Annotated in this window: 23 protein-coding genes; 13 read left to right on the plus strand and 10 right to left on the minus strand. The window is 46.0% G+C overall.

Features of this window, described 5'->3' with window-relative positions; all coding sequences use genetic code 11:
• Positions 1–67: 67 nt before the first annotated feature.
• Complete coding sequence (gene def / locus JZ784_RS07275; protein ID WP_346314385.1) at positions 68–553, plus strand: peptide deformylase; 486 nt, start codon at positions 68–70, stop codon at positions 551–553.
• Between the two features lie 14 nt (positions 554–567).
• On the opposite strand, the gene JZ784_RS07280 is transcribed toward def, so the two are convergent.
• Complete coding sequence (locus tag JZ784_RS07280; protein ID WP_346314386.1) at positions 568–1,350, minus strand: helix-turn-helix transcriptional regulator; 783 nt, start codon at positions 1,348–1,350, stop codon at positions 568–570.
• Between the two features lie 104 nt (positions 1,351–1,454).
• Between JZ784_RS07280 and JZ784_RS07285 the strand changes: the two genes are divergently transcribed.
• The 3 genes from JZ784_RS07285 (at position 1,455) to JZ784_RS07295 (ending at position 3,700) form a co-directional block, all read left to right on the plus strand.
• Complete coding sequence (locus JZ784_RS07285) at positions 1,455–2,675, plus strand: MFS transporter (RefSeq protein WP_346314387.1); 1,221 nt, start codon at positions 1,455–1,457, stop codon at positions 2,673–2,675.
• Positions 2,676–2,813: 138 nt separating this feature from the next.
• On the plus strand, positions 2,814–3,257 hold the full coding sequence (locus tag JZ784_RS07290; RefSeq protein WP_346314388.1) for a hypothetical protein: 444 nt from the start codon (positions 2,814–2,816) through the stop codon (positions 3,255–3,257).
• 122 nt (positions 3,258–3,379) lie between these two features.
• Positions 3,380–3,700 carry an endonuclease domain-containing protein gene (locus tag JZ784_RS07295; RefSeq protein ID WP_346314389.1) on the plus strand — a complete coding sequence of 107 codons (321 nt, stop codon included), beginning with the start codon at positions 3,380–3,382 and terminating at the stop codon, positions 3,698–3,700.
• 96 nt (positions 3,701–3,796) lie between these two features.
• On the opposite strand, the gene JZ784_RS07300 is transcribed toward JZ784_RS07295, so the two are convergent.
• Entirely contained in the window at positions 3,797–4,192 is a 396-nt protein-coding gene (locus JZ784_RS07300) for a hypothetical protein (protein ID WP_346314390.1), read from the minus strand.
• A 315-nt stretch (positions 4,193–4,507) separates the two neighbouring features.
• Complete coding sequence (gene metH / locus JZ784_RS07305) at positions 4,508–8,197, minus strand: methionine synthase (RefSeq protein ID WP_346314391.1); 3,690 nt, start codon at positions 8,195–8,197, stop codon at positions 4,508–4,510.
• Between the two features lie 54 nt (positions 8,198–8,251).
• Here metH and JZ784_RS07310 point away from each other — a divergent pair, with 54 nt between their 5' ends.
• Together JZ784_RS07310 and JZ784_RS07315 are read left to right on the plus strand one after the other, a co-directional pair.
• On the plus strand, positions 8,252–8,440 hold the full coding sequence (locus JZ784_RS07310; protein WP_346314392.1) for a hypothetical protein: 189 nt from the start codon (positions 8,252–8,254) through the stop codon (positions 8,438–8,440).
• A gap of 222 nt (positions 8,441–8,662) precedes the next feature.
• Positions 8,663–10,282 carry an inorganic phosphate transporter gene (locus tag JZ784_RS07315; protein WP_026253294.1) on the plus strand — a complete coding sequence of 540 codons (1,620 nt, stop codon included), beginning with the start codon at positions 8,663–8,665 and terminating at the stop codon, positions 10,280–10,282.
• Positions 10,283–10,489: 207 nt separating this feature from the next.
• Here the strand turns inward: JZ784_RS07315 and JZ784_RS07320 are convergent, their stop codons facing one another.
• On the minus strand, positions 10,490–12,037 hold the full coding sequence (locus tag JZ784_RS07320; protein WP_346314393.1) for a hypothetical protein: 1,548 nt from the start codon (positions 12,035–12,037) through the stop codon (positions 10,490–10,492).
• Between the two features lie 224 nt (positions 12,038–12,261).
• Positions 12,262–12,372: a hypothetical protein gene (locus JZ784_RS07325; protein WP_346314679.1), complete on the minus strand. Its 111-nt coding sequence runs from the start codon at positions 12,370–12,372 to the stop codon at positions 12,262–12,264.
• A 234-nt stretch (positions 12,373–12,606) separates the two neighbouring features.
• Here JZ784_RS07325 and JZ784_RS07330 point away from each other — a divergent pair, with 234 nt between their 5' ends.
• Positions 12,607–12,900 carry a hypothetical protein gene (locus JZ784_RS07330; RefSeq protein WP_005008173.1) on the plus strand — a complete coding sequence of 98 codons (294 nt, stop codon included), beginning with the start codon at positions 12,607–12,609 and terminating at the stop codon, positions 12,898–12,900.
• A gap of 104 nt (positions 12,901–13,004) precedes the next feature.
• Here the strand turns inward: JZ784_RS07330 and JZ784_RS07335 are convergent, their stop codons facing one another.
• Positions 13,005–13,622 carry a rhomboid family intramembrane serine protease gene (locus JZ784_RS07335; protein ID WP_130144171.1) on the minus strand — a complete coding sequence of 206 codons (618 nt, stop codon included), beginning with the start codon at positions 13,620–13,622 and terminating at the stop codon, positions 13,005–13,007.
• Between the two features lie 158 nt (positions 13,623–13,780).
• Here JZ784_RS07335 and nfuA point away from each other — a divergent pair, with 158 nt between their 5' ends.
• Together nfuA and JZ784_RS07345 are read left to right on the plus strand one after the other, a co-directional pair.
• Positions 13,781–14,419, plus strand: coding sequence for a Fe-S biogenesis protein NfuA (gene nfuA / locus JZ784_RS07340; protein ID WP_005008176.1), 639 nt, complete (start codon positions 13,781–13,783; stop codon positions 14,417–14,419).
• Positions 14,420–14,586: 167 nt separating this feature from the next.
• Positions 14,587–16,635, plus strand: coding sequence for a TonB-dependent receptor (locus JZ784_RS07345; RefSeq protein WP_346314394.1), 2,049 nt, complete (start codon positions 14,587–14,589; stop codon positions 16,633–16,635).
• A gap of 49 nt (positions 16,636–16,684) precedes the next feature.
• Here JZ784_RS07345 and JZ784_RS07350 read toward each other — a convergent pair whose 3' ends face one another.
• Entirely contained in the window at positions 16,685–17,686 is a 1,002-nt protein-coding gene (locus JZ784_RS07350) for a hypothetical protein (protein ID WP_346314395.1), read from the minus strand.
• Positions 17,687–17,725: 39 nt separating this feature from the next.
• A complete protein-coding gene (locus JZ784_RS07355; protein WP_131276003.1) occupies positions 17,726–18,760 on the minus strand; it encodes an alpha/beta hydrolase in 1,035 nt (344 codons plus the stop codon).
• Positions 18,761–19,175: 415 nt separating this feature from the next.
• On the opposite strand from JZ784_RS07355, the gene JZ784_RS07360 reads away from it, so the two are divergent.
• Complete coding sequence (locus JZ784_RS07360) at positions 19,176–19,790, plus strand: carbonic anhydrase (RefSeq protein ID WP_005008184.1); 615 nt, start codon at positions 19,176–19,178, stop codon at positions 19,788–19,790.
• 64 nt (positions 19,791–19,854) lie between these two features.
• On the opposite strand, the gene JZ784_RS07365 is transcribed toward JZ784_RS07360, so the two are convergent.
• On the minus strand, positions 19,855–20,484 hold the full coding sequence (locus JZ784_RS07365) for an arylesterase (protein WP_346314396.1): 630 nt from the start codon (positions 20,482–20,484) through the stop codon (positions 19,855–19,857).
• Between the two features lie 47 nt (positions 20,485–20,531).
• Between JZ784_RS07365 and JZ784_RS07370 the strand changes: the two genes are divergently transcribed.
• Both JZ784_RS07370 and JZ784_RS07375 read left to right on the plus strand, forming a co-directional pair.
• Positions 20,532–21,257 carry an ABC transporter ATP-binding protein gene (locus tag JZ784_RS07370; protein WP_346314397.1) on the plus strand — a complete coding sequence of 242 codons (726 nt, stop codon included), beginning with the start codon at positions 20,532–20,534 and terminating at the stop codon, positions 21,255–21,257.
• 1 nt (position 21,258) lies between these two features.
• Positions 21,259–23,760 carry an FtsX-like permease family protein gene (locus JZ784_RS07375; protein ID WP_346314398.1) on the plus strand — a complete coding sequence of 834 codons (2,502 nt, stop codon included), beginning with the start codon at positions 21,259–21,261 and terminating at the stop codon, positions 23,758–23,760.
• A 35-nt stretch (positions 23,761–23,795) separates the two neighbouring features.
• Here JZ784_RS07375 and JZ784_RS07380 read toward each other — a convergent pair whose 3' ends face one another.
• Positions 23,796–24,611 carry a rhomboid family intramembrane serine protease gene (locus tag JZ784_RS07380; protein ID WP_346314399.1) on the minus strand — a complete coding sequence of 272 codons (816 nt, stop codon included), beginning with the start codon at positions 24,609–24,611 and terminating at the stop codon, positions 23,796–23,798.
• Positions 24,612–24,688: 77 nt separating this feature from the next.
• On the opposite strand from JZ784_RS07380, the gene mtgA reads away from it, so the two are divergent.
• Positions 24,689–25,363 (plus strand): monofunctional biosynthetic peptidoglycan transglycosylase, encoded by a 675-nt coding sequence (gene mtgA, locus JZ784_RS07385; RefSeq protein ID WP_346314400.1) that lies wholly within the window; start codon positions 24,689–24,691, stop codon positions 25,361–25,363.
• Positions 25,364–25,436: the final 73 nt, after the last annotated feature.

Below are 25,436 nucleotides of genomic sequence, written 5' to 3' on the forward strand. Positions count from 1 at the left end.
TGCAAAATATTCATAGACTTTTTTCTGTACAGTCTAGTTTACGCCTTTCATTCGCAAGAGATCATGTATGAGCACAGTATTGCCGGTCGCCCAGCGCGGTGAAGATATTTTAAGACTCAAAGCCGCCCGCGTCGCAGATGCAGAATTTAATAGCGACTGGCTCATGCAGCTGGCTTCGGCCATGCATGCGACCATGCAGGAGCGCAGCGGTGTGGGCATTGCTGCGCCGCAAGTCTATATTTCAAAGCGGGTGATTGTTGTGGCTTCACGGCCAAATTTACGCTATCCCGATGCGCCTGAAATGGACGCCGTGGTGATGGTCAATCCTGAAATTTTAGAGTTTTCGCAGGCAACGACCTTAGGTGAAGAAGGCTGTTTAAGCGTACCGAATGAGCGTGGTCAGGTACAGCGTGCGCAAAGCATTAAGGTGCTGTATCACACTTTGACTGGTGAGGTAATGGAAAGTACTTTTGAAGGTTTTCCTGCACGCATTGTGCAGCATGAAATCGACCATCTCAACGGCATTTTATTTGTCGACCGCCTGAGTGCTTAGGCGCGGGTGCCGTTCTATTCATCCTGATATTTAAACTGTTGCGGGGTCTGTCCCAAATGGCGTTTAAACATGCTGCTAAATGCGCTCGGATTGCTGTAGCCGAGAGATCTTGCAATCTGCGCAACAGATTCACCGCTGGCAATTTTGCTTAAGGCATGGGCAATATGCATTTGCTGAACCCATGCCCGATAAGACAGCCCCGTTTCCTTTTGAAACATGCGCATCAAGGTTCTGGAGCTGGTGCCAATTTCATCTGCCCAAGTGCTTAAATCTTTTAACTGATCGGGCGCACTTAACAGCGCTTGGCAAATATTCATTAAGCGTCGATCTTGCGGCCACGGAATCTGAATTGGCAACAGATTGGCTTTATGAATTTCATCAAAAATTAAAATCTGTAAAGATCGAGACAGTTCATCAGAGCTGATCAGTTCAGAGGGGGGAATGTGTTCAATCGCATTAAGCCGGATGAGCAGTTCATGCAATAACTTGCTGACCCGAATAATAAAACAATGTTGCCCCAACAGCGAAGCCGCATCGACCTGAACCAATGCCGTATTGAGTTTAACTCGACTCAATGAAATCACACTGTGCTCGACATGGGTCGGAATCCATAGCGCACACATCGGCGGCACGATCCAGACATGATTCGGGGTGAACACTTGAATCATCCCTGTCGAAGCATATAGAAACTGCGCTCGCGAATGGGTATGCGCAGGGGTAATCTCTCGATAGGTATGCTCAGAAGAGAGTCCAATCACCAATTCGGACATTTCGGTTTGAATCAGAGAATTTGGCATGTGTGGTTTAAAATTGTCACTTATACAATGATTATTGGAAGATAATCTTATGAATGACATTTTACAATCAATGCCTGATGAAAAATACATGGAGTTTGCGAGGGATGTCGTCTTCAATTCAAATGAAAGAGGGTATGGGCGAAGCTGCGGTCAATGAGCAGCCGCAAGGCATGATCATAAAAGTGGTGGGGGCAGTGGCGGTCGCACATCTACTGAATGACTTAATTCAAGCTGTTCTACCAGCCATTTATCCGATGCTGAAAACCAATTTCTCGCTCAGCTTTGCGCAAGTTGGGTTGATTTCATTGGTCTATCAAATTACGGCATCGCTATTGCAACCTTGGATTGGGCTCTATACCGACAAACATCCGAAACCTTATCTGCTGCCACTCGGTATGGTGGTGACTTTTAGTGGCATTTTACTGTTGGCATTTTCACCGAATTTTATCGTACTGCTCATGGCCTCGGCATTGATTGGTGTGGGGTCTTCGACCTTTCACCCTGAAGCCTCACGTGTGGCGCGAATGGCTTCGGGCGGGCGCTTTGGCACAGCACAATCGACTTTTCAGGTGGGAGGCAATACAGGTACAGCCATTGGGCCTTTATTGGCGGCGCTGATCATTGTGCCGTTTGGACAGCATGCTGTGGCATGGCTGATTGTATTTGCCTTACTGGCGATTTGGGTGCTGTTCGGTGTCAGCCGTTGGAGCATCAGCCACAGTAAAAAACAGTTGGCTGCTAAAGCGCATCAAGTGCAAAGCAAACTGCATGGGCGTCAACTCGTCATTGCGCTGTCGACCATTTGCGTGTTGATGTTTGCCAAATTTACTTACATCGCCAGCATCAGTAACTATTTCACTTTTTATTTAATGCACAAGTTTCACCTCAGTTTGCAAAGTGCGCAGTTACATCTCTTTGCCTTTTTGGCTGCGGTGGCTCTGGGTACATTTGCAGGTGGGCCGATTGGAGACCGAATTGGGCGTAAAGCAGTGATTTGGGTGTCTTTTGTTGGCATGGCACCGTTTGCTTTAATGATGCCTTTTGCCAATCTGTTTTGGACTACAGTATTGTCAGTCATAACAGGTCTAGTGCTGTCTTCTGCCTTTGCCGCAATGGTGGTCTATGCGCAAGAAGCCGTTCCGGGACGAGTTGGCATGATTGCAGGTTTGATGTTTGGTTTAATGTTTGGTGTGAGTGGCATCGCCGCAGCAGGTTTAGGATATTTGGCCGACGTCAAAGGCATTGAATGGGTATTTGGCGTATGTTCGTTATTGCCGTTACTTGGTTTAGCAACCTTCTTTTTACCGAAGACCCAAGCAAACTAGTTGAATACTGCTGACCTTCAGTTTTAATCGCGCTATCTTATCAAACGAAGATGACGCGATTATATTTTGACCTGATGATTATCGTTCGTTAAAAATGCATTGAGTGTATACATGCTTTGGCTCTAGAGGATTGATACGATGGCTGATCTTAATGGTGTACTAAAATTCTCTTTGGGCGTAGACCAACTTTCATTTGAAATGGATGGACAGCATATTCAGCTGGACCGAGGTTTAAGCTATATACAGTCCAACAGTATGCGCCATGGTCTGCTGGATGAGCTTGCGATTGAGTCGATGATTTATGTGATTGAAGAGCTTTTAGAATCCGCTCAGATGAAGTATGCCCAACCCAAGATTGCGATGACTTCAGATGTATTATTCCAAAGAGTTCTAGCATTATTTTTTCCAGATCAGCAGCAGCTTGACCGTGTGAAGCTTGAAAGTGCTTTTAATACCTTTGTTGAGCGCAGGGAATACTATGTGTCTAAAGTGGCCGATAATGGTCTTTCTAGTTTGATTTACTTTATTGTATTGCGGGAGATGATGCATCACTGGAATGTGGTGGAGATTCAATTAGAATAATTTTATTTTGAGTGATATTTATTATGACAAGATTCTTAAAAGGAGATATAAAAACCAAGTGAGTTGTAATGCAGCCTTATAATAAAAATTTGAAACAACCTTCTCGTGATTAACGAAATAACATGACGGATGCTGAAAAGCTGTTGTGGTCTAAACTTCGGAACAAGCAAATTTTAGGTTTACAGTTTTATCGGCAGAAACCCTTGTTAAATTTCATTGTGGATTTTTACAGTCCCACTGCAAATTTGGTCATTGAATGTGATGGTGGGCGGTATTATACAGTAGAAGGATTGGAGGCTGATCGGGCGAGAGATCAAGCTTTGACACAGTTGGGGTTGAACGTGCTGAGGTTTGATAATGGGCAGGTGATGGGAGAGATTGATGTGGTGGTGGAGCAGATTTATTCATATTGTTTGAAAGAATCTCCCTCTTGCGAAACGTAGTTTCTCATCTTTGAAAAAGAGGGACTTCACGCGAATTTGATGATGGTTCTGGGTTTGCGTTGTTCCTCCCTTTTTTAAAGGGAGGTTAGGAGGGATTTAGCATTTAGAAAATGCTTTTAGAAAGTTTGTGGGGTGTTGATGAAAACGTATGTGATTTTGAGATTTTAAATTTCGACGTTTTTCTTTAAATGCTGGGACAATGTAACCCCATTCTGCATTTCTAGAAAAATAAATGACATAATCAATATCAGCATCATCCCATTTATTTTCGACAACAATATTGTCATTGGCTGAATCTAAGCTTTTAACTTGAATGCGATAAAGAGTGCGTCCATCTAAAATTTGGATATCCGTTTTAGCATATATGTCTAAACTAGGCATGCTTGCATCCCAGCCATCACTTAATAGCCAAGAAAGTAATAAAAATTCGTAAGAATGGTTTTTATATTGAGATAAAGTTTGTTCTTTAAGCGCAGTCTGACGAACAGGCATAAAAACTCCTTAAAGTTTTATATGCCGTATTTCGTTTTGGCTGTCGAATTACGGATACATGGAATGTAAGGTTACTCCGAATAAGACCATGTTCTTATTTTGGAGGCGCTACTGTGTTTACGTATGTAAAACACCCAATTGATATCGGTTACCAAACCCTTATTAATTAGACTTACTCTAAATTAATATTCATCAATATTCAGCTTCTTAAAAGTCTGTAGCGTCTAGATATGATTAAACTTATCGAATTTAAAATATTTTGTCAAACAATAAAAAGCCCTCATTAAGAGGGCTTTTTATTTAGATCGAATTCAATTAAGAAACTGAATCATCCAAATTCGGCGCTAACCAACGCTTCGCTTCATCCAAAGTCCAGCCTTTACGCTTCGCATAATCTTCAAGCTGATCTTGAGCGATTTTACCCACGTTAAAGTATTGGCTTTCAGGGTTCGCATAGTAGAAACCGCTGACACTTGAAGGCGGCCACATTGCAAAACTGGTGGTTAATTCTGTGCCAATTTTAGCTGTTGAGTCTAACCAATTAAACAAAGTCGCTTTCTCAGAATGCTCTGGGCAAGCCGGGTAGCCTGGTGCAGGACGGATACCGACATACTTCTCTTTAATCAAATCTTCATTGCTTAAAGACTCAGACGCTTGGTTGCCCCAAAACTCTTTACGGATGCGCTCATGCAAATGCTCGGCAAACGCTTCGGCAAAACGGTCACCTAAAGATTGCGCCAAAATGGCAGAATAATCATCGCCTTTGGCTTTAAACTCATGCGCCATTTCTTCCGCGCCAAAGATCGACACGGTGAACCCGCCCAGCCAGTCTTGAGCTTGATCTTTAGTCGCAACAAAATCCGCTAAAGACAAGTTTGGCTTGCCCGTCACTTTGTCTGACTGCTGACGGATATGATGGAAGGTATGCGTCACCGCAGCGCCATTTTCATCGTACACCTCTACAGAATCTGCAGCAGAACGGTTGGCCGGGTAGATGCCAAACACTGCACGTGCATCGAAGCGTTTATTCTCAATGATGTCTTTCAGCATCTCTTGCGCTTGATTGTACAAGTCAGTTGCCGCTTCACCGACCACTTCATCTGTTAAGATTGCTGGGAATTTACCCGCCAAACTCCAAGAAATAAAGAATGGTGTCCAGTCAAAATATTCCACCAACGTTTCCAGTGGATAATTGGTGATGGTCTGCGTGCCGATAAAGTTTGGTTTGGCAGGCTTATTGGCTGCAAAGTCAATTTTCAGGCCATTTTCAACAGATTCAGCATAAGTCAGCTTGGCCGCTTTCGGCTGTTTATTGGCAATTCGCTCACGCACCTTTTCATATTCAGCACGCGTTTCTTCAACAAACTTCGGCTTCATTTCTTTAGAAAGGAGTGTAGTTGCAACACCCACCGCACGGGATGCATCCGCAACGTAAATCACCGCATCATTTGAATATTTCGGGTCAATTTTCACTGCAGTATGCGCTTTCGATGTGGTGGCGCCGCCAATCATCAGCGGCACATGGAAACCTTTACGCTGCATTTCTTTGGCAACAAACACCATTTCGTCAAGCGACGGTGTGATCAGGCCAGATAGACCAATAATGTCAACTTTCTCATCAATCGCTGTTTGCAGAATTTTCTCCGCAGGCACCATCACGCCAAGGTCAACGATGTCATAACCGTTACAGCCCAGAACTACGCCGACGATATTTTTACCAATGTCATGTACGTCGCCTTTTACCGTTGCCATCAGGATTTTACCCTTAGATTGCGCACCGGTTTTTTCAGCTTCAATGAATGGGTTCAACCAAGCCACAGCTTGCTTCATCACACGTGCAGATTTCACCACTTGCGGCAGGAACATTTTACCCGAACCGAACAAGTCGCCGACCACGTTCATGCCGTCCATCAGCGGGCCTTCGATCACATCCAAAGGACGGACTGATTTTAAACGCGCTTCTTCGGTATCTTCATCAATATACGTGGTGATGCCTTTGACCAAAGCATGCTCAAGACGCTTTTCAACAGGAAGCTCACGCCACTCCAAGTTTTCAACTTGCTTTTGCGCGGCACCTTGACCGCGGTATTTTTCAGCCACTTCAAGCAATTTTTCAGTTGCATCATGCTGACTTTCGCCTTGGTTTTGGTTCAAGATCACATCTTCAACCGCTGCTTTTAATTCAGGATCAATGTCATCGTAAATCGCCATTTGACCTGCGTTTACAATCCCCATGGTCATGCCTTGCTTAATCGCATGGTACAAGAACACAGAGTGGATCGCTTCACGGACAGGCTCGTTACCGCGGAACGAGAACGACACGTTCGACACACCGCCTGAAATCATGGCATGCGGCAAGTTCTGCTTGATCCAGCCTGTGGCTTCAATAAAATCAACCGCATAGTTGTTGTGTTCTTCAATCCCTGTTGCCACAGCAAACACGTTCGGGTCAAAAATGATGTCTTCCGCAGGGAAGCCCACTTCATTGACCAACACATCATAAGAACGCTTACAGATTTCTTTTTTGCGCGCAGCGGTATCCGCCTGACCATTTTCATCAAAGGCCATGACGATAATCGCAGCGCCGTACTGGCGGCACAAACGTGCTTTCTGCACAAACTCGTCATAACCTTCTTTTAAGGAAATTGAGTTTACGACCGGCTTGCCTTGTACGCATTTCAAGCCTGCTTCAATGATCTCCCATTTCGATGAGTCAATCATGATCGGCACTTTGGAAATTTCAGGTTCAGACGCAACCAGGTTGAGGAAATGCACCATCGCGCCTTGCGAATCCAGCATCCCTTCATCCATGTTGATGTCGATGATCTGTGCGCCTGCAACCACTTGCTGCAAGGCAACATCCAGCGCTTCGGCAAAGTTTTCTTCACGGATTAAACGCAGGAATTTTTTCGAACCTGTCACGTTGGTGCGTTCACCGACATTCACAAACAGAGAGTCGTCTGTAATATTAAACGGCTCTAAACCGCTTAAACGGCAAGCAGGTTTGGTTTCAGGCACTTGACGTGGCTTGATGTCTTTCACGGCATTGTAAATGGCGCGGATATGGTCAGGGGTGGTACCGCAGCAGCCGCCGGTAATATTAATCAGGCCGCTTTCAGCAAATTCTTTGATAAATGCCGCAGTTTCTTCAGGGGTTTCATCGTAGCCGCCAAAGGCATTCGGCAAGCCAGCATTTGGATGCGCTGAAACAAAAGTATCCGCCACATCGGAAATGGTTTTGACATGCGGACGCATGGCATCTGCACCCAAAGCGCAGTTAAAGCCAATCGACAATAAATCGCCGTGGCGCACAGAATTCCAGAATGCTTCAGCCGTTTGACCGGTGAGTGTACGGCCAGAAGCATCGGTAATGGTGCCTGAAATCATCAATGGCAATTCGCGGCCGATTTGATGGAACACTTCTTTGACCGCAAAGATCGCCGCTTTACAGTTCAGCGTATCAAATACGGTTTCGATCAGCAGAATATCTGCACCGCCTTCAATCAAAGCATGCGCAGCTTCAATATAGTTTTCTTTCAGTTCATCAAACGTAATGTTGCGGAAAGCAGGGTCGTTTACATTTGGAGAAATTGAGCAGGTGCGTGAAGTTGGCCCAAGCACACCTGCCACAAAACGCGGTTTGTCAGGGGTCGAGTATTTTTCACAGGCCGCTTTGGCAATGCGGGCCGCTTCAAAGTTAATCTCATGGACAAGATCTTCCATGTGATAGTCAGACATGGAAACTTTTGTGCCATTGAACGAGTTGGTTTCAATAATGTCTGCGCCGGCATCCAAATACGCTTCATGAATGCCTTGAATAATCTGCGGCTGAGTCAGCACCAAAAGGTCGTTATTGCCTTTGAGGTCAGATGCCCAGTCGGCAAAACGCTCACCACGGTAGTCGGCTTCTTCGAGTTTATGGCGCTGGATCATGGTTCCCATCGCGCCATCAATAATCAGGATGCGTTGGGCGAGAAGCTCTTTTAAGGTGGCAAGTGTCGACATTCAAAACTCTCAGACGGTTTTTAAAAACGTGCAATATATTAACAGATTGTCAATATGATTACTGATATTCATGGTTTATGCGGCCGTCAAAAAAAAGATATTGGATGTTTTTTCGGCAGTCGAAGAGCAGCTGAAGCATGTTGCTGTTCTGATGGCTCAGTTCATGATTTTGCAGCATTGATCGCGCATCATAGTGTTTTGTTAAGCGGCAATGGCAATTGTGACAGGAATATTTCAAAATAATTTCAGGGCTGAAATATTTCAAACTGTAAAGCTGTTAATGTTGGTATTTGATTTTAAATTATTGAAAAATAATAATTAACATAAATTCTTTAGCGGTATTTGGGTGCGGAATCAGATGCAATAAAGTATGAGAAACTGCTTTATATGACAGCGCTTTGTCATATAATTGTCACAATTAAACTGAACAATATGGGGATTCTTAAATCCTCCATTCCTGCTTGCATGAATTCTAATCAAACTCCCGTAGATTCAGCACAACCCTCGACAGCCGTTAAGTCGACGAATGTTCATGTGCCTACACCGAAATTTTTTATGCCGGTTTTTTTGACGGTAATAATTTCGACGCTGATTTATATCGGCTTTCAATTAACTTCTGATTTGGCACACGTTCCCGCATTAAGTCTTTATTCAATGATCTTATTGGGAACAGCGTTATTTATTGCACTCGGTTTTGAGTTTGTGAATGGTTTTCACGATACAGCCAATGCTGTAGCAACAGTCATTTATACCAATGCATTGTCTGCGCCTGTCGCAGTGATGTGGGCGGGTTTTTGTAATTTTCTGGGTGTCATGGTGGCCAGCGGGGCGGTCGCCTACGGCATTATCGCTTTGCTTCCTGTTGAACTGATCATGAATGTCGGTTCAGGCGCCGGTTTTGCCATGGTTTTTGCCATGCTGATTGCAGCGATTCTGTGGAACTTAGGCACTTGGTTCTTAGGCATTCCAGCATCAAGTTCGCACACTCTGATCGGTTCGATCTTGGGTGTCGGCATTATGAATTACCTGCTGCATGCTGGTGCAGGCGCCAGCGGCGTTGATATGGAGCAGGTGCTTAAAGTCGGTAAGGCGCTGCTGTTTTCTCCATTGATTGGCTTTGCATTTGCAGCGCTGCTGTTTCTTTTGGTGAAAAAAGTCTTCCGCAAACAGCTGGAGCTGTTCCATCCGCCTGAAGGCAATAAGCCGCCGCCGCCATTAATCCGTGCAATTTTGATTTTTACCTGCACAGGTGTGAGCTTTGCGCATGGTTCAAATGACGGTCAAAAAGGCATGGGCTTAATCATGCTGATTCTGATTGGCTGCGTGCCGCTGGCGTATTCTTTAAACAAGAATTTAGACAGCAAGCATATTCAGTCATTTGAGCAGCTTTCGGCTCAAACCGCGGCGGTTATTTATCCGCAGCATGCTGATATTCCTGATGAAAAAGCGCGTGCAGTGATTACCAAATATATTCAAACCAAAGAAGTGAATGCGCAAGTGGTTCCGGCTTTGGCAAGTTTGACGGATCATTTGGGCGAACGTGTTGCAAAATATGGCGATGTGCATGAAATTCCTGAAGCGGAAATTTCTGTCATCCGCAATGATATGTACTTGAGCACAACGGCATTTAAGCGTTTAGATAAAGCGGATCAGCTTCCGGCGATGGATGCGCATCAGAAAAAAACGGTTAAAGAATACCGCAGCAATTTGGATTCATTCCTGCAGTACATCCCGACTTGGGTAAAAGTAGCGGTGGCGCTGGCTTTAGGCCTGGGTACCATGGTGGGCTGGAAGCGCATTGTCGTCACCGTGGGTGAGCGTATTGGTAAGAACCATATGACTTACGGTCAAGGCATGTCTGCTGAATTGGTGGCAATGTCGACGATTGCAGCGGCTGACGGTTTAGGTATGCCGGTATCAACCACACATGTATTGAACAGTGCGGTTGCCGGCACCATGGTGGCGAATCGGTCTGGCTTAAATATGCAAATGGTCCGTACGATTTTATCGGCGTGGATCTTTACATTGCCCGCTACGATTTGTTTATCCGGCGCGTTGTACTGGATTTTGCTGAAAGTATTCTAAAGCCTGCTTTTAGGTCTTCAGTACTGATAAAAAAAACGCTGCATCGGCAGCGTTTTTTTATGGGAAATAGTGAGAGGCGGCGCTTAATATCAGCTGCATTGAATGGGCATTTTGTTGCAGTTTTATCTTTAATTTTGGCCTATTCAAAGGCTGTGCCCTGATCCCTGCAGATGTTTTAAACCCTACATAGAAGAGGGCAGCGGAGCCTTACTTTTTCAGTTTTGCCAAGACTTTATTTAAAGGCAATTTATCCGCAGCAAAGCCGTATACTGCGGCAAAAGGCAGGGCTGTGCGCGCTAAATATGCCACACGCCATAAGCCGCCATGATTGGCGCCTTTCATCATCAGCTCCAGCGGATGCTGCAATTCCACTTCCGGGTTGGCTGCGGACTGTGGATTGCGCAGGTCATGAATCCACAAAGCCGCCATGATGGCATTGGTGGTTTCGGGCTTGAAGGCTTCCACATCAAACAGGCTAGCGCCATTAAAAGCCGCTTTCAGCAGCGGATTTTTAGTGACTGAATGCGTGGTGGTCGATGGCGCAATATTGATGCTGACGCGCTGGCCATTTTGACGCGCCAATGTCGCGCGCCATTGCTGAATGCGTTTTGCCAGGGCATAGTTTGGCCCCTGCTCAACCACGAGGCAGTCAGCAATGCCATATTTTTGCCCATTCTCAGACTGAATCACACTGTGCAGGTTCTGCTTGAAAAAGTGCTGGCGCGAGAGGGCGGAAATGCCCGTGCTGATCAGCTGCTGCGCTTTGGAACGCTGCGTGAATTTATCAGCAGACGCATGGATCACTTCTTCAGGCACGGCATATACATCAGTCGGGGTGCACATATACATCAGGCTGGTGTCGGCTTTCTGCGCGCTGACATACTGCATGATGGCATCCATCGCCATGGATACGCGCACGTGCTTTTCACCGTCTAAATAGGCAATGGCGGCCAAATCCAGCTGATGCTCGTTTTGCACCAGCCATTGTGCAATTTCAGGAATCTGCGTCAATAAATTTGCGCCGAGTTTTTCTTTTAAAATGGCTGTCTCGGTATTTTGCGGAATGGCCTCGGCTGAAGGCGCATACAGAGTGGCATTGCCTTGCTGTACGGTGTCTAAAATTTTGCTCCAGACACGGCTATTGGGCAAATCCAGCGCAACAATATTGGCTTTCCATCTAGACAGCCAGGTTAAAGGGCCTGCTTCAGACGCAGCGCCAAATAAGACCATGGTGCGGTCAGATAAATCAAACCATTCAGGATGTGACGCCGCTTCACGTAAAGCATCAGCATGGCTCGGTTCAATAATGCCCTCATCCTGCCATTTCTGAATCTGCGCCAGCAGCGCTTCACCTTGCAGCTTTTGACCATGGTAGGGCACATACCAATCGGGCGCTGCTTCACTTTCACCCTTGAGTTTAACGGTATATAAAGGCTGGGCTTCCAGCTGCATAACATCTTTCAGCAAATGCTTCTGGCCATTGCGGAAAAATTCAAAAGTGTGATGCGCTTTATTTAAACCAGCTTCAGCAATTTCAAGCGGCTTTTGGCTGTTTTGAATGCCGTGTTCCACCAGCGCTTTAAAATATTGCGGATACTGCTTGCGCCAGTTTTTTTCAGCGGCAGCTTTTTGCGAAGCGCTGTGATCTACACTGGCTAAGGCTTCTGCAATAATTTCCCGCCCTGCTTTAGAGGTGCTGGGTTTTTGCTTTTGAGATGGATTTGGAAATTGAAGACCGTCTAAAGAATTGGACATGCAAAATATCTCACCTGATCTAATCATTACTATACAGATGTATACATTATCTATGCCAAATTAAATTCCTAGGTGGCATAAGGTTCCAAAATTTGATGATTTATCGTGAAATACGCAGAACTTTAGTGGGATGCAATACTTTAAAAGCCTTCAGCTTGAAGGCTTTTTTTATAGTTGAGCTGTGTTCAGCAGTGTCCTTTTTTAGCTTGGCCGGGCGGGCAGAACTAGCCATGGCCATGCGGGTGATAGCCGCGGTCTGGATCGACAACAATACTGCCTTCCCGTGTATGAACTGCGCAGGCTGATAATAGGCTGCACAGAATCATGCCGAACATTAAAGCTGTTTTTTTCATATGAAATTTCCTTTTTTATTCTGGTCACTTTTTATGATAAGCGGATTTTGGTGAAGATCCAGATGAAATTTGCAGCGGAATGTCTGAATGGCCTGCAATTTGTTTAAAACTACACCTGCTTACAATTATCTGACATATTCAATAAAAAATAATTGAAATGTGACTTGAGTCACATTTATGATTTAAGCAGAAAAACAAGAAGAGCAGGGTGGCTTTATGAATAAATCTAATCAAGTCTATGTCTTTAATGGGCAAAAATCAGGTTTGGCATCGGCTGTGTTTTCCAGTTACCGTCAGGCTGAATTTTGGATAAAAAGAAATTATTTGAGCGGTATTTTAATTGAGTATCCATTGAATGAAAGCTGCTATGACTGGGCAAAAGCTCAAGGCCATTTTAAAGAACGCTCCGCCATAGACCGTGCGCCCATTTTCATCGCTAAATTTGTGTCCGCCTATCAGCGGAACTGGCATTTTGCGAATGGCCAGCTTGTTGAAAATATTGATGGATAATCAGAGCTATTGAAACTGATCAAAACCGAAATTTTCAAAATAAAAAAAGAATTCCGCATACAGCGGAATTCTTTTTTAGGGCAGATCTTGATTATTGAAATGTTTTAAAAAGGGATCTGCATTAACTTGTTCAGGAAGTGCGGCAGCAGGCGAGGCTCAATAATAATGGTCATAATCACGCCATAGGCTGCGCCCCATAAATGCGCGCTGTGGTTGATATTGGAATTGCCGCGCTTGCCGGACCAAACGCTGTAAGCCACGTACAGCACTGCAAAAATAATCGCGGGGACTGGAATAAAGAAGACGAAAATCAGTTTCCACGGTTCAAAGAGAATGTAGGCAAACAGTACTGCAGAAACTGCGCCAGACGCGCCCAAGCTTGCCCAGCGCGCATCATTTTTATGCTGCAAATAGCTCGGAATAATTGCGGCGATCAGCCCGCCCAGATAAAACAGCACGAAGCCTAAATCAAAAAAATACTGGCGGTAAAAGGACTCGATAATGCTGCCGAAAAAGAACAGCGTAATCATATTGAACAGCAGATGCGCGCCGTCCGCATGCACAAAGCCGTGCGTGATAAAGCGGTCGTATTGCCCGCGCTGCATGGCTGGCGGCCAAAAAATCAGCCGGTTCATGAGGTTCTGATTTTGGAATGCCATAAAAGAAACAATGACCGTAATAATAATTATAGTGACGGTATGGTTTAAATGTAAATCCAGCATAAATTGGCGGTCTATTGATCAATATTTGCTGATCATAATGCCACTAAATGCCCGATAAGCGTTAGCTTTCAATATAATTCCGACAATTTTGGTTGATTTTTTCGTAATAAACCGCATCTTAAGCTAAAATAGCCGCTTCAGCTTGAGGAAATATTGTCATGTCGACTGAGAACAACAGCACAGCAGTTGCTGAAGAAATTCCAAACCTATTGATCACGCCAACTGCTCAAGAGTATTTGAAGGATCTTTTGGATAAACAAAACACGCCGGGTATTGGTGTGCGTGTATTTGTGGAAAATCCGGGTACGCCTCGTGCTGAATGTTGCATGGCTTACAGTGCGCCTGAAGAAGTTGTGCCGACAGATTATAAGCAGGATTATCCTGATTTCCCTGCCTTTGTCGATGCGCCATCCATTCCTTATTTGCTGGATGCCGTGATTGATTACAACAAAGACCGTTTTGGCGGGCAATTAACTTTCCGTGCGCCAAACTCTAAAGTGCCGCGTGTCGGCCCTGATGCATCAGTAGAAGAGCGCATTACTTATGTGCTTCAGTCTGAAATTAATCCGGGCCTTGCAGGGCATGGCGGCAACTGCGCATTGGTTGAAGTGGTTGAAGATGCCGAGCACGGATTAACCGCTGTGCTTAAATTCGGCGGCGGCTGCCAAGGCTGTTCATCCATTGACCTGACTTTAAAGCAGGGTGTAGAAACTACGCTGAAGCAGCATGTACCTGAACTTGCGCGTGTTGTAGATCAAACGGATCACAGCAATACGGAAGGCGCTTATTTTAAATAAGCCGTTTGAATAAATAAAAATAGCCTCAAGTTTGAGGCTGTTTTTTACACAAAATTAATATTAGAAATGATAATAATTATCAATATTAATTGCATTATGTTTCTATTTTGTTAATATTGCCCGCAAATTTACTTTATTTCTCCATTATTTTTTGTGGGTATACGTATATGAATAAGCCGTTTTTACAATCCGCTTTGGCTTTTGCCGTGATGTCAGCAATGAGTGCAGCCGTTCATGCAGAAGGGCAAATGGTGCAGGACGATGTGACAAAATTAGAAACCATTGTGGTGACAACTGCGGGCGGCTTTGAACAGAATATTGCAGATGCGCCTGCTTCAATTTCGGTTATTACTGGTGAAGAATTACAAAAAAAATCATATACCGACGTGATTGATGCAGTGAAAAACATGCCGGGCGTATCAGTGCAAGGCGGCGGGAATAATAAAGAAATCACGATTCGCGGTATGGGGGCAAGTTATACCAAGTATCTGGTCAATGGACGTCCTGTCAGTGTGGGCAGAACAGTGAATGGCAATGGCACAGACGGCGGTAAAATCGGTGCCTATTTACCGCCAATTGACATGATTGAGCGCATAGAAGTGGTCCGTGGCCCAATGTCATCCCTGTATGGTTCGGATGCCATGGGCGGTGTCATTAACATCATTACGAAGAAAGCCTCATCCAGCAATTGGCATGGCAGCATTTCTCCTGAATATACAAAATCGAATAATGACTATGCCAATGACAGTTATGGTGTTGGTTTTTATGCTGCAGGCCCACTGATTAAAGATAAATTATCTTTAAGCTTGGACGGTAATTTCCAGGGCAATGACGAAAGTGATTATGTTGGCGGGGAAGGGCAAAAGTCGGGTTCAAGCGAATCTGAAAAGAAAGTCAGAAAGTTAGGCACGGAATTGGTGTGGAATGTGAATGAGCACCATGATATTGGCTTGCGTTATGATTTTACAAACCAGCAGTACACAACAACCTTAGGCAAAAGCGTGGGTATTGCAAGCCAAGCATCAACCAATGAAAATGAAAAAGAGCTGTATACCTTAACGCATAAAGCAAATTACGATCATTTTACGGTTGATTCATACTATCAGGATGAAACAACCAAGAAAGTGTATAGCGGCGCGGTCAGTGATCAAAAGCAGGAAGAGTTGAAAGTATTCAATACGCAAGGGACATTCTTCTTGGGCGATCATACTTTAACGTTGGGCGGTCAATATCAAACAGAAAAAATTACCGATACGACAAATGGTTTAGCCAGCGTAACGGGCCTGACCACATTGGACCGCTGGCTATTTGCTTTATATGCAGAAAATGAATGGAACATCACGGATGATTTTGCTTTAACGCTGGGCGCCCGATTCAATAAAGATGAGTACTTTGGCGGAGAAGTTACTCCGCGAATTTACGGTGTGTATCACTTAACCGACGTTTTAACTTTAAAAGGCGGTGTGAGCACAGGCTATAAGCAGCCGGCCATTAGCCAAATTTCTGAAGGTTTTGGCAGCCGCACAGGCAAAGGCAGTGGGGTGATTATTGGCAATCCTGATTTGTCTCCAGAAAAAAGCACCAGCTATGAGTTAGGCTTTAATTTTTCAGATCCTGAACTGGGCTTAACCAGCAGTCTGATGGTCTTTAAATCAGATTTTAAAGACAAAATTGTAGAAAACCGCTTGTGTGAAACCCCTGGGACAACCAATAGTTCTCCTGTTCAGGACTGGAAATGTTCAGCAAATGGCAACCCATACCGATTTGTCAGCCAAATGATGAACGTTTCTGATGCCGAAATGAAAGGCGTTGAATTCGCATTAGACTATGACTTGCTTTATAACTTACGCGCGAGCACCAGCTATACCTATACAAAATCTGAGCAGAAAAGCGGTGAGTTTAAGGGGCAAGCTTTAAATAAAATGCCAAAGCATATGCTGAACATGGGGCTGGATTATGATGTTTCAGATACATGGAATACGTGGATGGATTATAACTATCGCGGTAAAACCAGCGATTATTTAAGCCGTACTTCGATGGGCAGCGGCACGCCGGCGTATGGCACTTTTGATGCAGGCGCTGTTTTTAAAGCAAGTGAAAAACTCAGTCTGACAGCGGGTGTTTATAATATTGCCAATAAAGAAATTACCAATAGCGAATACGATATTGTGCTGGATGGCCGAAGATATACCGTAGGCATGAACATCAAATTCTAATCCCCCACATAAAAAAAAGCCGCGTTAAGCGGCTTTTTTAACATTGAATTTAAGGCTTTAAAATCGCTTGCGCTTCTTCAGAATAATAAAACTGAGCTAAATAGACGCGGGCGCGCTCACGCAAATATTCGGAATGGATCATCTGCTGAATGACAGGGTTGAGTAAGCCTTGCAGCTCTGTCTCCATCAGCGCCTCATCAATGTTTAAATCCCGCAGCAATAAATCAAAAGGACGCTCTGCATTTCGGATATACCACGCATAGACGCCGTCATGCACTTGCTGCTTTAGATATCCGCTTTGACGGATAAAGTCCCAAATCTCTGCACCCATGCCAACCGTTTGCGGCAAATCTGGCACTTCAATATAGTTTTTCAGCACAGATACCGGCATGGCTTTAATTTTATGCCACAAATTGGCCTGAAAATGGTACAGCTTATGATCGTCAAAGTGCTGATTGAGGACAGTTTCACTCATTTGGCTGAGTTTAAGAATATTCTTCTGCAGGTATTTGCCGACAGCATCATCTAAATTGGTATCGGTGACATTTTCCAAAACTGACTTGCCCATTTTCATAAAACGCGACACGCCCGGGACGCTTTTTGCGATAGCCGAATTGTCCAAGTAATCCTGAATGGAGTGCTGAATCAGCTGGCTGATCATGGCGGAAAAAGCCGGGCTGTTGACCATGGTCTTAATCAGGCGCTGGCGGTGGCCGCTTTTGCTGGCCACATATTGCGCAATTTTATCAATGGTCAGTACCGGAATAACATCCGCAATCTGCGTGGTTTCATTGATCGGGTGAATCAGCGCGAATTTAATGTGTTCTGCAATTTGTTCTATCAGAAAACCGCTGGCAGGCGTGTCTAAAATTTGCTTTTCAATCAGGCTGTGGATTTGTTCAAAAGACCACAGCTGCTGCAAGGGCTGCTTTCTGAACCAGTGATAAAAATTTAAAAACTCAGATTGGACAGTGCCAGATTCAGCAAAGGTCTGGTCTAAAAAATTAAGATGAGCTTCGATCAATTGCTCAATCATTGGATTCTGCTGCATGCTGTCCCTGAATCCCCAGTCTATTTAAAACCGGGTGAATTAGTTTAAAGGAATAAGTTTATCCATCAGTGGATTTTTAAACTTCTGGCTTTTTGCAAGGAATGGCAAGTAATGGTCTGCAACGGCCTGCTCCGCTTCAATAATGGGTACATGGCCCACATTGTTAAGGATGACAGGTGCTTCAGCGCGTTTCAATAATGTTTTTAATTCATTTGCCGCTTCAACATTAATAATTTTATCCTGCCTGCCCCATAGAATCAGCGTTGGCGCTTCGACTGACTTGGTTAAGCGGGCAAAGCTGTCTGGGGTATAAATCCGGTTTAAAGTGACCACCTGATCAATCATTTTCTGAGTTTGCTCCGCTTGGGCAATCAGCTGCTGTTCTTGCGCTTGCTTGAGCTTAAAAGGCACAGCAGGCGGATTTTGCATCAGCTGGTGCATCACGCCGTCAAAATCACCCGGCTTGGATACAATCAGCTGCTTTAAGGAGGATGGATTCTGCGTATAAGGCGTCAGCGCATGCTTATAAATGCCGGCGCTGTTCAGCAGAAATAAGCTTTGCGTATCAAATGGATACTGCGCAGCATAAACCGTCGCAATCGAACCGCCCAGTGAATGTCCAGCAACATTCAGGCGATCTTCTATATCAATTTTTTCAACAAACTGGCGCAGCTGCTCAGTGACGTTTGGAATGGAGATGTCAAAATTTTCAGGAACTTTCGTATCGCCATTGGTGGGCAAATCGGGAATGATGACATGATAATAGGGCGTCAGATAGTGCGCCACGCGACTCCAGTTGTCTCGGTTTCCAGCCAGCCCATGAATCAGCAAAATGGAGGGGTTGGCGCGGGAGCCGCCTTCATTATAGCTCCATGTAATATTGCCGATCTGCACTGTTTTTGAGCTGAGGCCGGCGGCTTTGCGTTCCTGCACTAAATAGTTTTGCAAAATTGCGGGCTGAGCGGTTGCCGCTGGGTGATTGCCGGCGGCAAAGCTGGGCTGAGAAAATATGAACAGGCCGCAAAGGCTTGCACATTTCAATACCCGGCCGAAAGTCGAATGTAGTCCCTTCATTGACTGATGTTACCCCTAAAAAACAGCAGGAATTTGTTCTTTCATTTATTTAAAAATTAACTGAATGAGCACATTCGCTTAATTGAATTATTTATGAAGATAATTGTAGTTTAAATGTTGTGATTGTCACGCGCAGCTTTTTGACGGAGTTAATTGAGCTTGAATAAAATGTGAACTGTGTCTTGAAAATGACCGAAAAAATTAGATCAAAATATTTCGGATTGGCATTTTCTTCCTATTTATTCCCAAAATATCCTGCGATGGGCAGCGGAATGCAGAAAAAAACATAGCGCAGCTGCAAAATTGATCCTGTGAAAATATGCGTGAAGAAAAGCCGATTCTCAGCTGTTTTTGCAAGTGACATTCACCAGACAGGGGATTAAAATAATCCAACTTAAAATCAGGGTGGAAGACCATGCTAACAGCAGAAGAAGCTTTAGATCGTTTAAAAAAAGGGAATGAACGTTTTGTAAATGGTCAAACGCAGCATCTTAAGCTTTTGACGCATCAGCAGCGCGCAGAAATGGCGGAAAGCCAAGAACCGTTTGCCATTGTATTGGGCTGTTCAGACTCGCGTGTTCCTGCCGAAATGGTATTTGACCAAGGTTTGGGCGATTTATTTGTGATTCGCGTGGCTGGCAATATTGTTGCGCCCTCGCAAGTCGGCAGTGTGGAATTTGCAGCGGAAAGTTTCAGCTGTCCTGTGGTGATTGTTTTAGGCCATACGCATTGCGGCGCAATTCACTCAACGATTGAAGCATTGATGAACCCTAAAGCACCGCCATCAGCAAACCTGATGTCTATTGTGAACCGTGTGCGCCCGTCGGTTGAAATTCTGCTGCAAACGGAATTGAAAGATGATTTAGGTAAATTATCGATGCATGCGGTGCGTTCGAATGTATTTGCATCCGTTAATCAGCTGCGTCACGGTTCTGCCGTGCTGGAGAACTTAATTGCCCAAGGCAAACTGAAAGTGGTTGGCGCTGAGTATTCATTGGAAACCGGCGAAGTAACTTTCTACGATTTCTAAGTCAAAGTCAAAATGATGCAATGCATTCAAAGGCGCTGTTGATCAGCGCCTTTTTTGTGTGTTTTTAGAGCGCGCCGACGATATAGGGATAGGCATTCTTCAGCAGCATCGGCTGCGCTTTGGCATTGGGGTGAATCTGATCACTTTGAATCAAATCCTTTTTGCCTGCGACACCTGCTAAAAAGAACGGCAGCAGCTTCACTTTGTATTGCTGGCTGACGGTTTTGTAGCTGTTCTCAAAAGCTTTGCTGTAGGCTGTTCCGTAATTAGGCGGAATTTTCATGCCCAATAAAATCACTTCAGCTTTGGCCTGCTGGCTTTTTTGAATCAGCTGCGCCAAGTTTTTCTGAATCATCTGCGGCGGCTGCCCGCGCAGGCCGTCATTGCCGCCCAGCTCAATCACCACCACGTGCGGCGCATGCATTTGCAGCAGTTTGGGCAGCCGCGCCAAAGCGCCGCTGGTGGTTTCTCCGCTCACACTTGCATTGACCACTTTATGCGCTTTCGGATACTGTTGGTCTAAGCGTTTTTGCAGCAGGTACACCCAGCCTTGCTGCGGCTGCATGCCATATCCGGCGCTTAAGCTGTCGCCGACAATTAGAATGGTTTTGGCGCAGGCCAGCATGGGAAATAGGCTGAAGCCGAGGATAGCTAAATACGGTAGCACCTGATTTTTAAGATAGCGATTTTGCATAAGACTGTGCATAAGATCCTGCATATAACCCTGAAGATAGGAAAGATATGAGCCAAATTCCGACTGACCCATCCATCTTGCCACAAGCGATAATTTCTGCACAGCAATTGACACAAAAGATACAGCTGGGTTCTCAAGAACTGTGCATTTTTGAGCAGATCAATTTAGAAATTTTTGCCGGGGAACAGGTGGCGATTACCGGCCGTTCGGGTTCAGGCAAGTCAACGCTGCTGGGCATTTTGGCCACGCTGGATCAGGCCAGTGCAGGACATCTTAAGGTCTGCGGAGAAGCCATCGAACAGTTAGATGAAGAACAGCGCGCCGCCGTGCGCTTGAAGCATATTGGCTTCGTTTTTCAGTCTTTTCAATTGCTGCCGCATTTGACGGCGCTGGAAAATGTCATGCTGCCGCTGCGCCTGCATCCACACTTTCACTATGCGGCCGCCGAGAAAAAGGCGCATGCATTGCTCACTAAAGTGGGGCTGGCGCGCCAAGCCATGCAAACTCCGAAAGTATTGTCTGGCGGCGAACAGCAGCGGGTCGCTATTGCCCGCGCGCTGGTCAGCGAACCGGCAATTATTTTTGCCGATGAACCCACAGGCAATCTGGATGGCGCGACCGCTAAAGAAATTGAACGGCTCCTGTTCCAGCTGAACCGTGAATTGGGGACGACTTTAATTTTAGTGACGCACGATCCGCAACTGGCAGCCCAGTGTCAGCGGCATTATGAATTGGCGGATGGACAGCTGATTGAGCACAGGCAGGGAGGATGAAATGAATGCTTTATTTCGTCCTTTATTGACGCAAAGTTTTAGAAGCACAGGAGGCTATCTGCTGCTGATCGCGCTGACTTTAGCAATCAGCGCCACGACAGCCTTGAAGTTCAGCAATGAACAGGTGCAGCAGGCTGTGGCGCTGCAGGCGGCAGAAATGCTGGCTGGAGATTTAGTGCTTTCAGACAATGAGCCGATTGACCAGTCTTGGAAGGACTTAGCATCCCAGCAGCAGCTGCGGCAGTCCGAAGTCACCATGTTCGGCGCCATGGCGCATACAGCAGATCAGTTTGTCATGGTCAATGTAAAAGCCATTGACCCCGGTTTTCCCTTAAGGGGCGAGCTGCGTGTCAGGCCTGCGGCGAAAGCCATTCAGCCGGGGGAAATCTGGCTGAGCCAGCGGGCAATGGATTTGCTTCATCTCAAAATAGGAGATGCGGTGCAGATTGCAGACGGCACATTCAAGGTGACTGCTCAAATTGCCCATGATTCCAATCAGGAGCTGGGCTTCAGCGGGTTTTCGCCGACTGTGATTATTTCACGGCAAGATGTGGCAAAAACCAATGCCGTGCAGACGGGCAGCCGGATTGAATACCGCCTGCTTCTGGCTGGCGATGCAAAGCAGACGCAGCAATTTGAACAGCGGTTCAAGCAGCTCCGCCCCGTCAAAAAAGAAGGGGAAGGCGATCAGCAGAACGCTGCAAATGCTGAAAATCAATCTGCAGATGAACACAGCAGCCTGCGCCTGAGAAATGCCAGTGAAAGCAATACTCGTTTGATGAAGCCGATTGCCAATTTGGATACTTTTTTGCAGCTGGCGAATATCTTAACCATTTTGCTGTGCGGGATTGCCATTGCTTTAACCAGCCAGCGCTATGTACAGCAGAATCAAGACTGCATTGCGCTTATGCGCTGCATGGGCGCATCCAAACAGCAGATTCTTTGGGCCTATTTGTCATTGCTGGCATTGGTGTTTGGGCTGGCGGTCATTTTGGGCAGCGCTGCCGGCATTGCCTTGGGCTACGGCTTGCTGCAGCTGATGCTGCAGTTGATTCCGCAATTGAATATTGCATTCTCCGCGCTGGATCTGCTGCTGGGGCCTTTGCCGATTGCGATGCTGACCAGCGCTGCGGTGCTGCTGGGCTTTGTCATGCCTAGCCTGTGGCAATTGCTGCACACACCGCCGATACGGGTAATCCGTCAGCAGGAAAAGTCGGTGCAGTCGATGCTGTGGATGCTGCTGGCAGGCACTGCCAGTTTGGTGCTGTTCAGCGCTGTGCTGACTGAGAATCTGATGCTGACGGCATGGGTGATTGGCGCCATTATGGTTTTATGCACAGTACTGTATGCTTTCATTTGGGCTGTGCTGAAGTTCATCCGAAACTTAAAGATCGGCATTTCTGCCTATGTGCGCACGCCGTATCAAACCGCATTTCAAATTACAGCTCTGGCGCTGGGTTTGAGCTTAATTACGGTATTGGCTGTATTGCGCACAGACTTGCTGGAGCGCTGGCAGCAGCAATTGCCTACAGGCACGCCCAACCAGTTTGTCTACGGCTTGCCGCCCATGGACATGCCGGCCTTTCAGCAGCAGCTGCAAGCGCATGGCTGGAAAGGCACGCCGCTGTATCCGAACATCCGCGGACGGCTGGTCGCCAAAAATGATCAGCCTTTTGCCGATGAGCTGGTGAAAAACAATAACTCCCTGCGCCGTGAATTGAATTTAACGCAAGCTTCTGAATTTCCTGCCGATAATAAAACGGTCAGCGGCGCAGCCAAATTCGGCCATGCAAATGAAGTTTCGGTTGAAGCCAAAACCGCGGAAGAACTGGGCATTAAAATTGGGGACCGCCTGACCTTCAGTTTGCCTGAGGGCCTGCTGCAGGCCAAAGTCGTGAACTTGCGCAGCGTGGAGTGGGAAAGCTTCAGTCCCAATTTCTTCTTTATTTTTTCTCCGAAGAGCATGGATGAAAATGCTGGCAGTTATCTGGGCAGCTTCTATGTGCCTGAAGCCGAAAAACCGCAGCTGATTCAGCTGATTCAGCAGTTTTCCAGCACCGTATTTATTGATGTGACCTTAATTTTGGATGAGGTGAAGCGTGTGGTCAGCCTGCTGGTGCAAATCATTACGATATTGGCTGTTTTGGTTGCGCTGTCCGGCATTTTAGTACTGGTTGCCTGCCTGAATTTACTGATGGATGAACGCAAGCGCGAAGTGGCGCTGCTGCGTTCATTCGGCAGTTCTAAGCACAGGCTGAAACGCATGCTGAGTCTGGAAATTGGCTTTATGGGCTTGATTGCAGGTGTTGTTTCCTGCCTGTTTGCAGAAGTGATCAGCGCTATTGCCAGCTACCGTATGGAACTGGCGATACAGCCGCATTGGGAAATCTGGCTGATTTTACCTGTGCTGATGACACTGCTTTGCGCGATGATTGGGCGTTACCGCCTGAGTTACCTGACGGAGATTCCGCCTTTGCAGAGCCTGCGCGAGATGAATCAGTAATTCATCTCAGCTGTTTTGCAGTACCGGCGCTTGGCCTAGCGGATAGCGCTGTTCATCATCAGCACCAGCTCTTGCCAAAGCGGTTTGATATAGACCACCAGAGACAGGCAGTGCTGATATATGATCCAGCACAGCGCTGCGCCGATCAAGAGGCTGCAGCAATTCACCGCAGCGCTGCGCTGAATTTTCTGTCCCAAATACCATGTACCTGCCAGAAATGCCCCCATCAGCATGCCGCCGATATGGGCGGCATTGTTGATGCCGCTGATCATAAAGCCCATGGCTAAGTTGATGGCCATGACGCTGACTAAGGTCTTTTTATCCAGCAGGAAACGCTGCTGCGGCAAGACCGGGAACAGAGACAGTACCGTGAGTGCGGCGCCAATCCCCATCACTGCGCCAGAAGCGCCGGCGCCGACACTTGGTAATAATTCGCGGTTGGCTACGCCTAGGCGGATGAGTTCATAGCTGTCTTGAATAGAGACGTAGCCGCTCAGCAGAGAGCCGCTGATGCCGGCTAAAAAGTACAGTCCGATAAAATACACGCGCCCGAGCATCTGTTCAGCAATGCTGCCGAAAATATACAGCGCCCACATATTCAGCATCAGATGAATCAGGCCAAAGTGAAAAAACATGCTGCTGATGAGGCGAATGGGTTCCGCTAAAAAACTTAAAGGCGCATAATCAGCACCCCAGCGGATAGCATCAGCGGTGCTTGGGCTGCTGATATCCATGCCATGCAGCACTTGCCACGCAAATAGGCCGACATTGACAGCGATCATCAGTGCGGTGAACCACCACAGGTGAATTTCCAGTTTACGGTTTACTTGAGGAGGAGAAAGTTCTGGCATGCTATTCTTTTGGATGATTATTCGTTTAATAACAAGCTTAACATGAAAAAAGCAATTTTCAGGAGCATCAGACTGACATGAAAGCCTTTCTTGCCCGCACTTTACTCATACTTTTCAGTTTAGTGCTTTTGGTTCAGTTATGGATTTTTGCCAGTTTAGCGTGGTGGCGTACCCATCCCGTTGAAACCACAATGATGATGCGTCTGGACTATTGGTCAGACCCGTCAGAACCGATCAAGCACCAATGGCGTGACTACGATCAAATCAGCGATTATGTGAAACATGCAGTTGTCGCGGCAGAAGACGGCAAGTTTCTGCAGCACAATGGTTTTGACTGGGCCGGCATGCAGTTTGCGCTTGAACGCAATAAAGACAAGGGGCGGGTGGTTGCGGGCGGCTCAACCATTTCACAGCAGTTGGCCAAAAATCTTTTTCTCTATAATAAGCGGTCATTTGTCCGTAAAGGCCAGGAAGCTGTTGCGACATGGATGATGGAGCGCATGTGGTCTAAAGAGCGCATTTTAGAGGTATATCTAAACTCAGTGGAGTTTGGCGAAAATATTTATGGCGTGGAAGCTGCGTCACAGCACTATTTTGGCAAAAGCTCGCGCAGTTTAAGCCGTGAGCAGGCTGCATTCTTGGCCGCCATTTTGCCGAATCCAAAATATTATCAAGACCACCGCAACGATCCTAAGCTTAAATACCGCAAGCGCATGATTCAAAAATACATGCGCTACAGCCATATTCCGTAATGCAGCGGCCGAAGTAAAAAGTTTTAATAAAAAGCCTGGATTTCTAGGCTTTTTTTATGAAATTGTCATAAAT

Origin of the sequence: Acinetobacter sp. CWB-B33, assembly GCF_039655955.1 — a bacterium.
Lineage (GTDB): Bacteria > Pseudomonadota > Gammaproteobacteria > Pseudomonadales > Moraxellaceae > Acinetobacter > Acinetobacter bouvetii.

Bases quoted from the DNA above. Each gene is read 5' to 3' on its own strand.
- JZ784_RS07300 (WP_346314390.1), bottom strand. From the start codon at position 4,192: ATGCCTGTTCGTCAGACTGCGCTTAAAGAACAAACTTTATCTCAATAT.
- JZ784_RS07310 (WP_346314392.1), top strand. From the start codon at position 8,252: ATGATTACTGATATTCATGGTTTATGCGGCCGTCAAAAAAAAGATATT.
- JZ784_RS07355 (WP_131276003.1), bottom strand. From the start codon at position 18,760: ATGAAGGGACTACATTCGACTTTCGGCCGGGTATTGAAATGTGCAAGC.
- JZ784_RS07375 (WP_346314398.1), top strand. From the start codon at position 21,259: ATGAATGCTTTATTTCGTCCTTTATTGACGCAAAGTTTTAGAAGCACA.
- def (WP_346314385.1), top strand. From the start codon at position 68: ATGAGCACAGTATTGCCGGTCGCCCAGCGCGGTGAAGATATTTTAAGA.
- JZ784_RS07325 (WP_346314679.1), bottom strand. From the start codon at position 12,372: ATGTTCGGCATGATTCTGTGCAGCCTATTATCAGCCTGCGCAGTTCAT.
- JZ784_RS07295 (WP_346314389.1), top strand. From the start codon at position 3,380: ATGACGGATGCTGAAAAGCTGTTGTGGTCTAAACTTCGGAACAAGCAA.
- JZ784_RS07365 (WP_346314396.1), bottom strand. From the start codon at position 20,484: ATGCAAAATCGCTATCTTAAAAATCAGGTGCTACCGTATTTAGCTATC.
- JZ784_RS07320 (WP_346314393.1), bottom strand. From the start codon at position 12,037: ATGTCCAATTCTTTAGACGGTCTTCAATTTCCAAATCCATCTCAAAAG.
- JZ784_RS07360 (WP_005008184.1), top strand. From the start codon at position 19,176: ATGCTAACAGCAGAAGAAGCTTTAGATCGTTTAAAAAAAGGGAATGAA.
- JZ784_RS07285 (WP_346314387.1), top strand. From the start codon at position 1,455: ATGTCGTCTTCAATTCAAATGAAAGAGGGTATGGGCGAAGCTGCGGTC.
- JZ784_RS07380 (WP_346314399.1), bottom strand. From the start codon at position 24,611: ATGCCAGAACTTTCTCCTCCTCAAGTAAACCGTAAACTGGAAATTCAC.
- JZ784_RS07350 (WP_346314395.1), bottom strand. From the start codon at position 17,686: ATGCAGCAGAATCCAATGATTGAGCAATTGATCGAAGCTCATCTTAAT.
- JZ784_RS07290 (WP_346314388.1), top strand. From the start codon at position 2,814: ATGGCTGATCTTAATGGTGTACTAAAATTCTCTTTGGGCGTAGACCAA.
- JZ784_RS07345 (WP_346314394.1), top strand. From the start codon at position 14,587: ATGAATAAGCCGTTTTTACAATCCGCTTTGGCTTTTGCCGTGATGTCA.
- JZ784_RS07315 (WP_026253294.1), top strand. From the start codon at position 8,663: ATGAATTCTAATCAAACTCCCGTAGATTCAGCACAACCCTCGACAGCC.
- mtgA (WP_346314400.1), top strand. From the start codon at position 24,689: ATGAAAGCCTTTCTTGCCCGCACTTTACTCATACTTTTCAGTTTAGTG.
- nfuA (WP_005008176.1), top strand. From the start codon at position 13,781: ATGTCGACTGAGAACAACAGCACAGCAGTTGCTGAAGAAATTCCAAAC.
- JZ784_RS07330 (WP_005008173.1), top strand. From the start codon at position 12,607: ATGAATAAATCTAATCAAGTCTATGTCTTTAATGGGCAAAAATCAGGT.
- JZ784_RS07280 (WP_346314386.1), bottom strand. From the start codon at position 1,350: ATGCCAAATTCTCTGATTCAAACCGAAATGTCCGAATTGGTGATTGGA.
- JZ784_RS07335 (WP_130144171.1), bottom strand. From the start codon at position 13,622: ATGCTGGATTTACATTTAAACCATACCGTCACTATAATTATTATTACG.
- metH (WP_346314391.1), bottom strand. From the start codon at position 8,197: ATGTCGACACTTGCCACCTTAAAAGAGCTTCTCGCCCAACGCATCCTG.
- JZ784_RS07370 (WP_346314397.1), top strand. From the start codon at position 20,532: ATGAGCCAAATTCCGACTGACCCATCCATCTTGCCACAAGCGATAATT.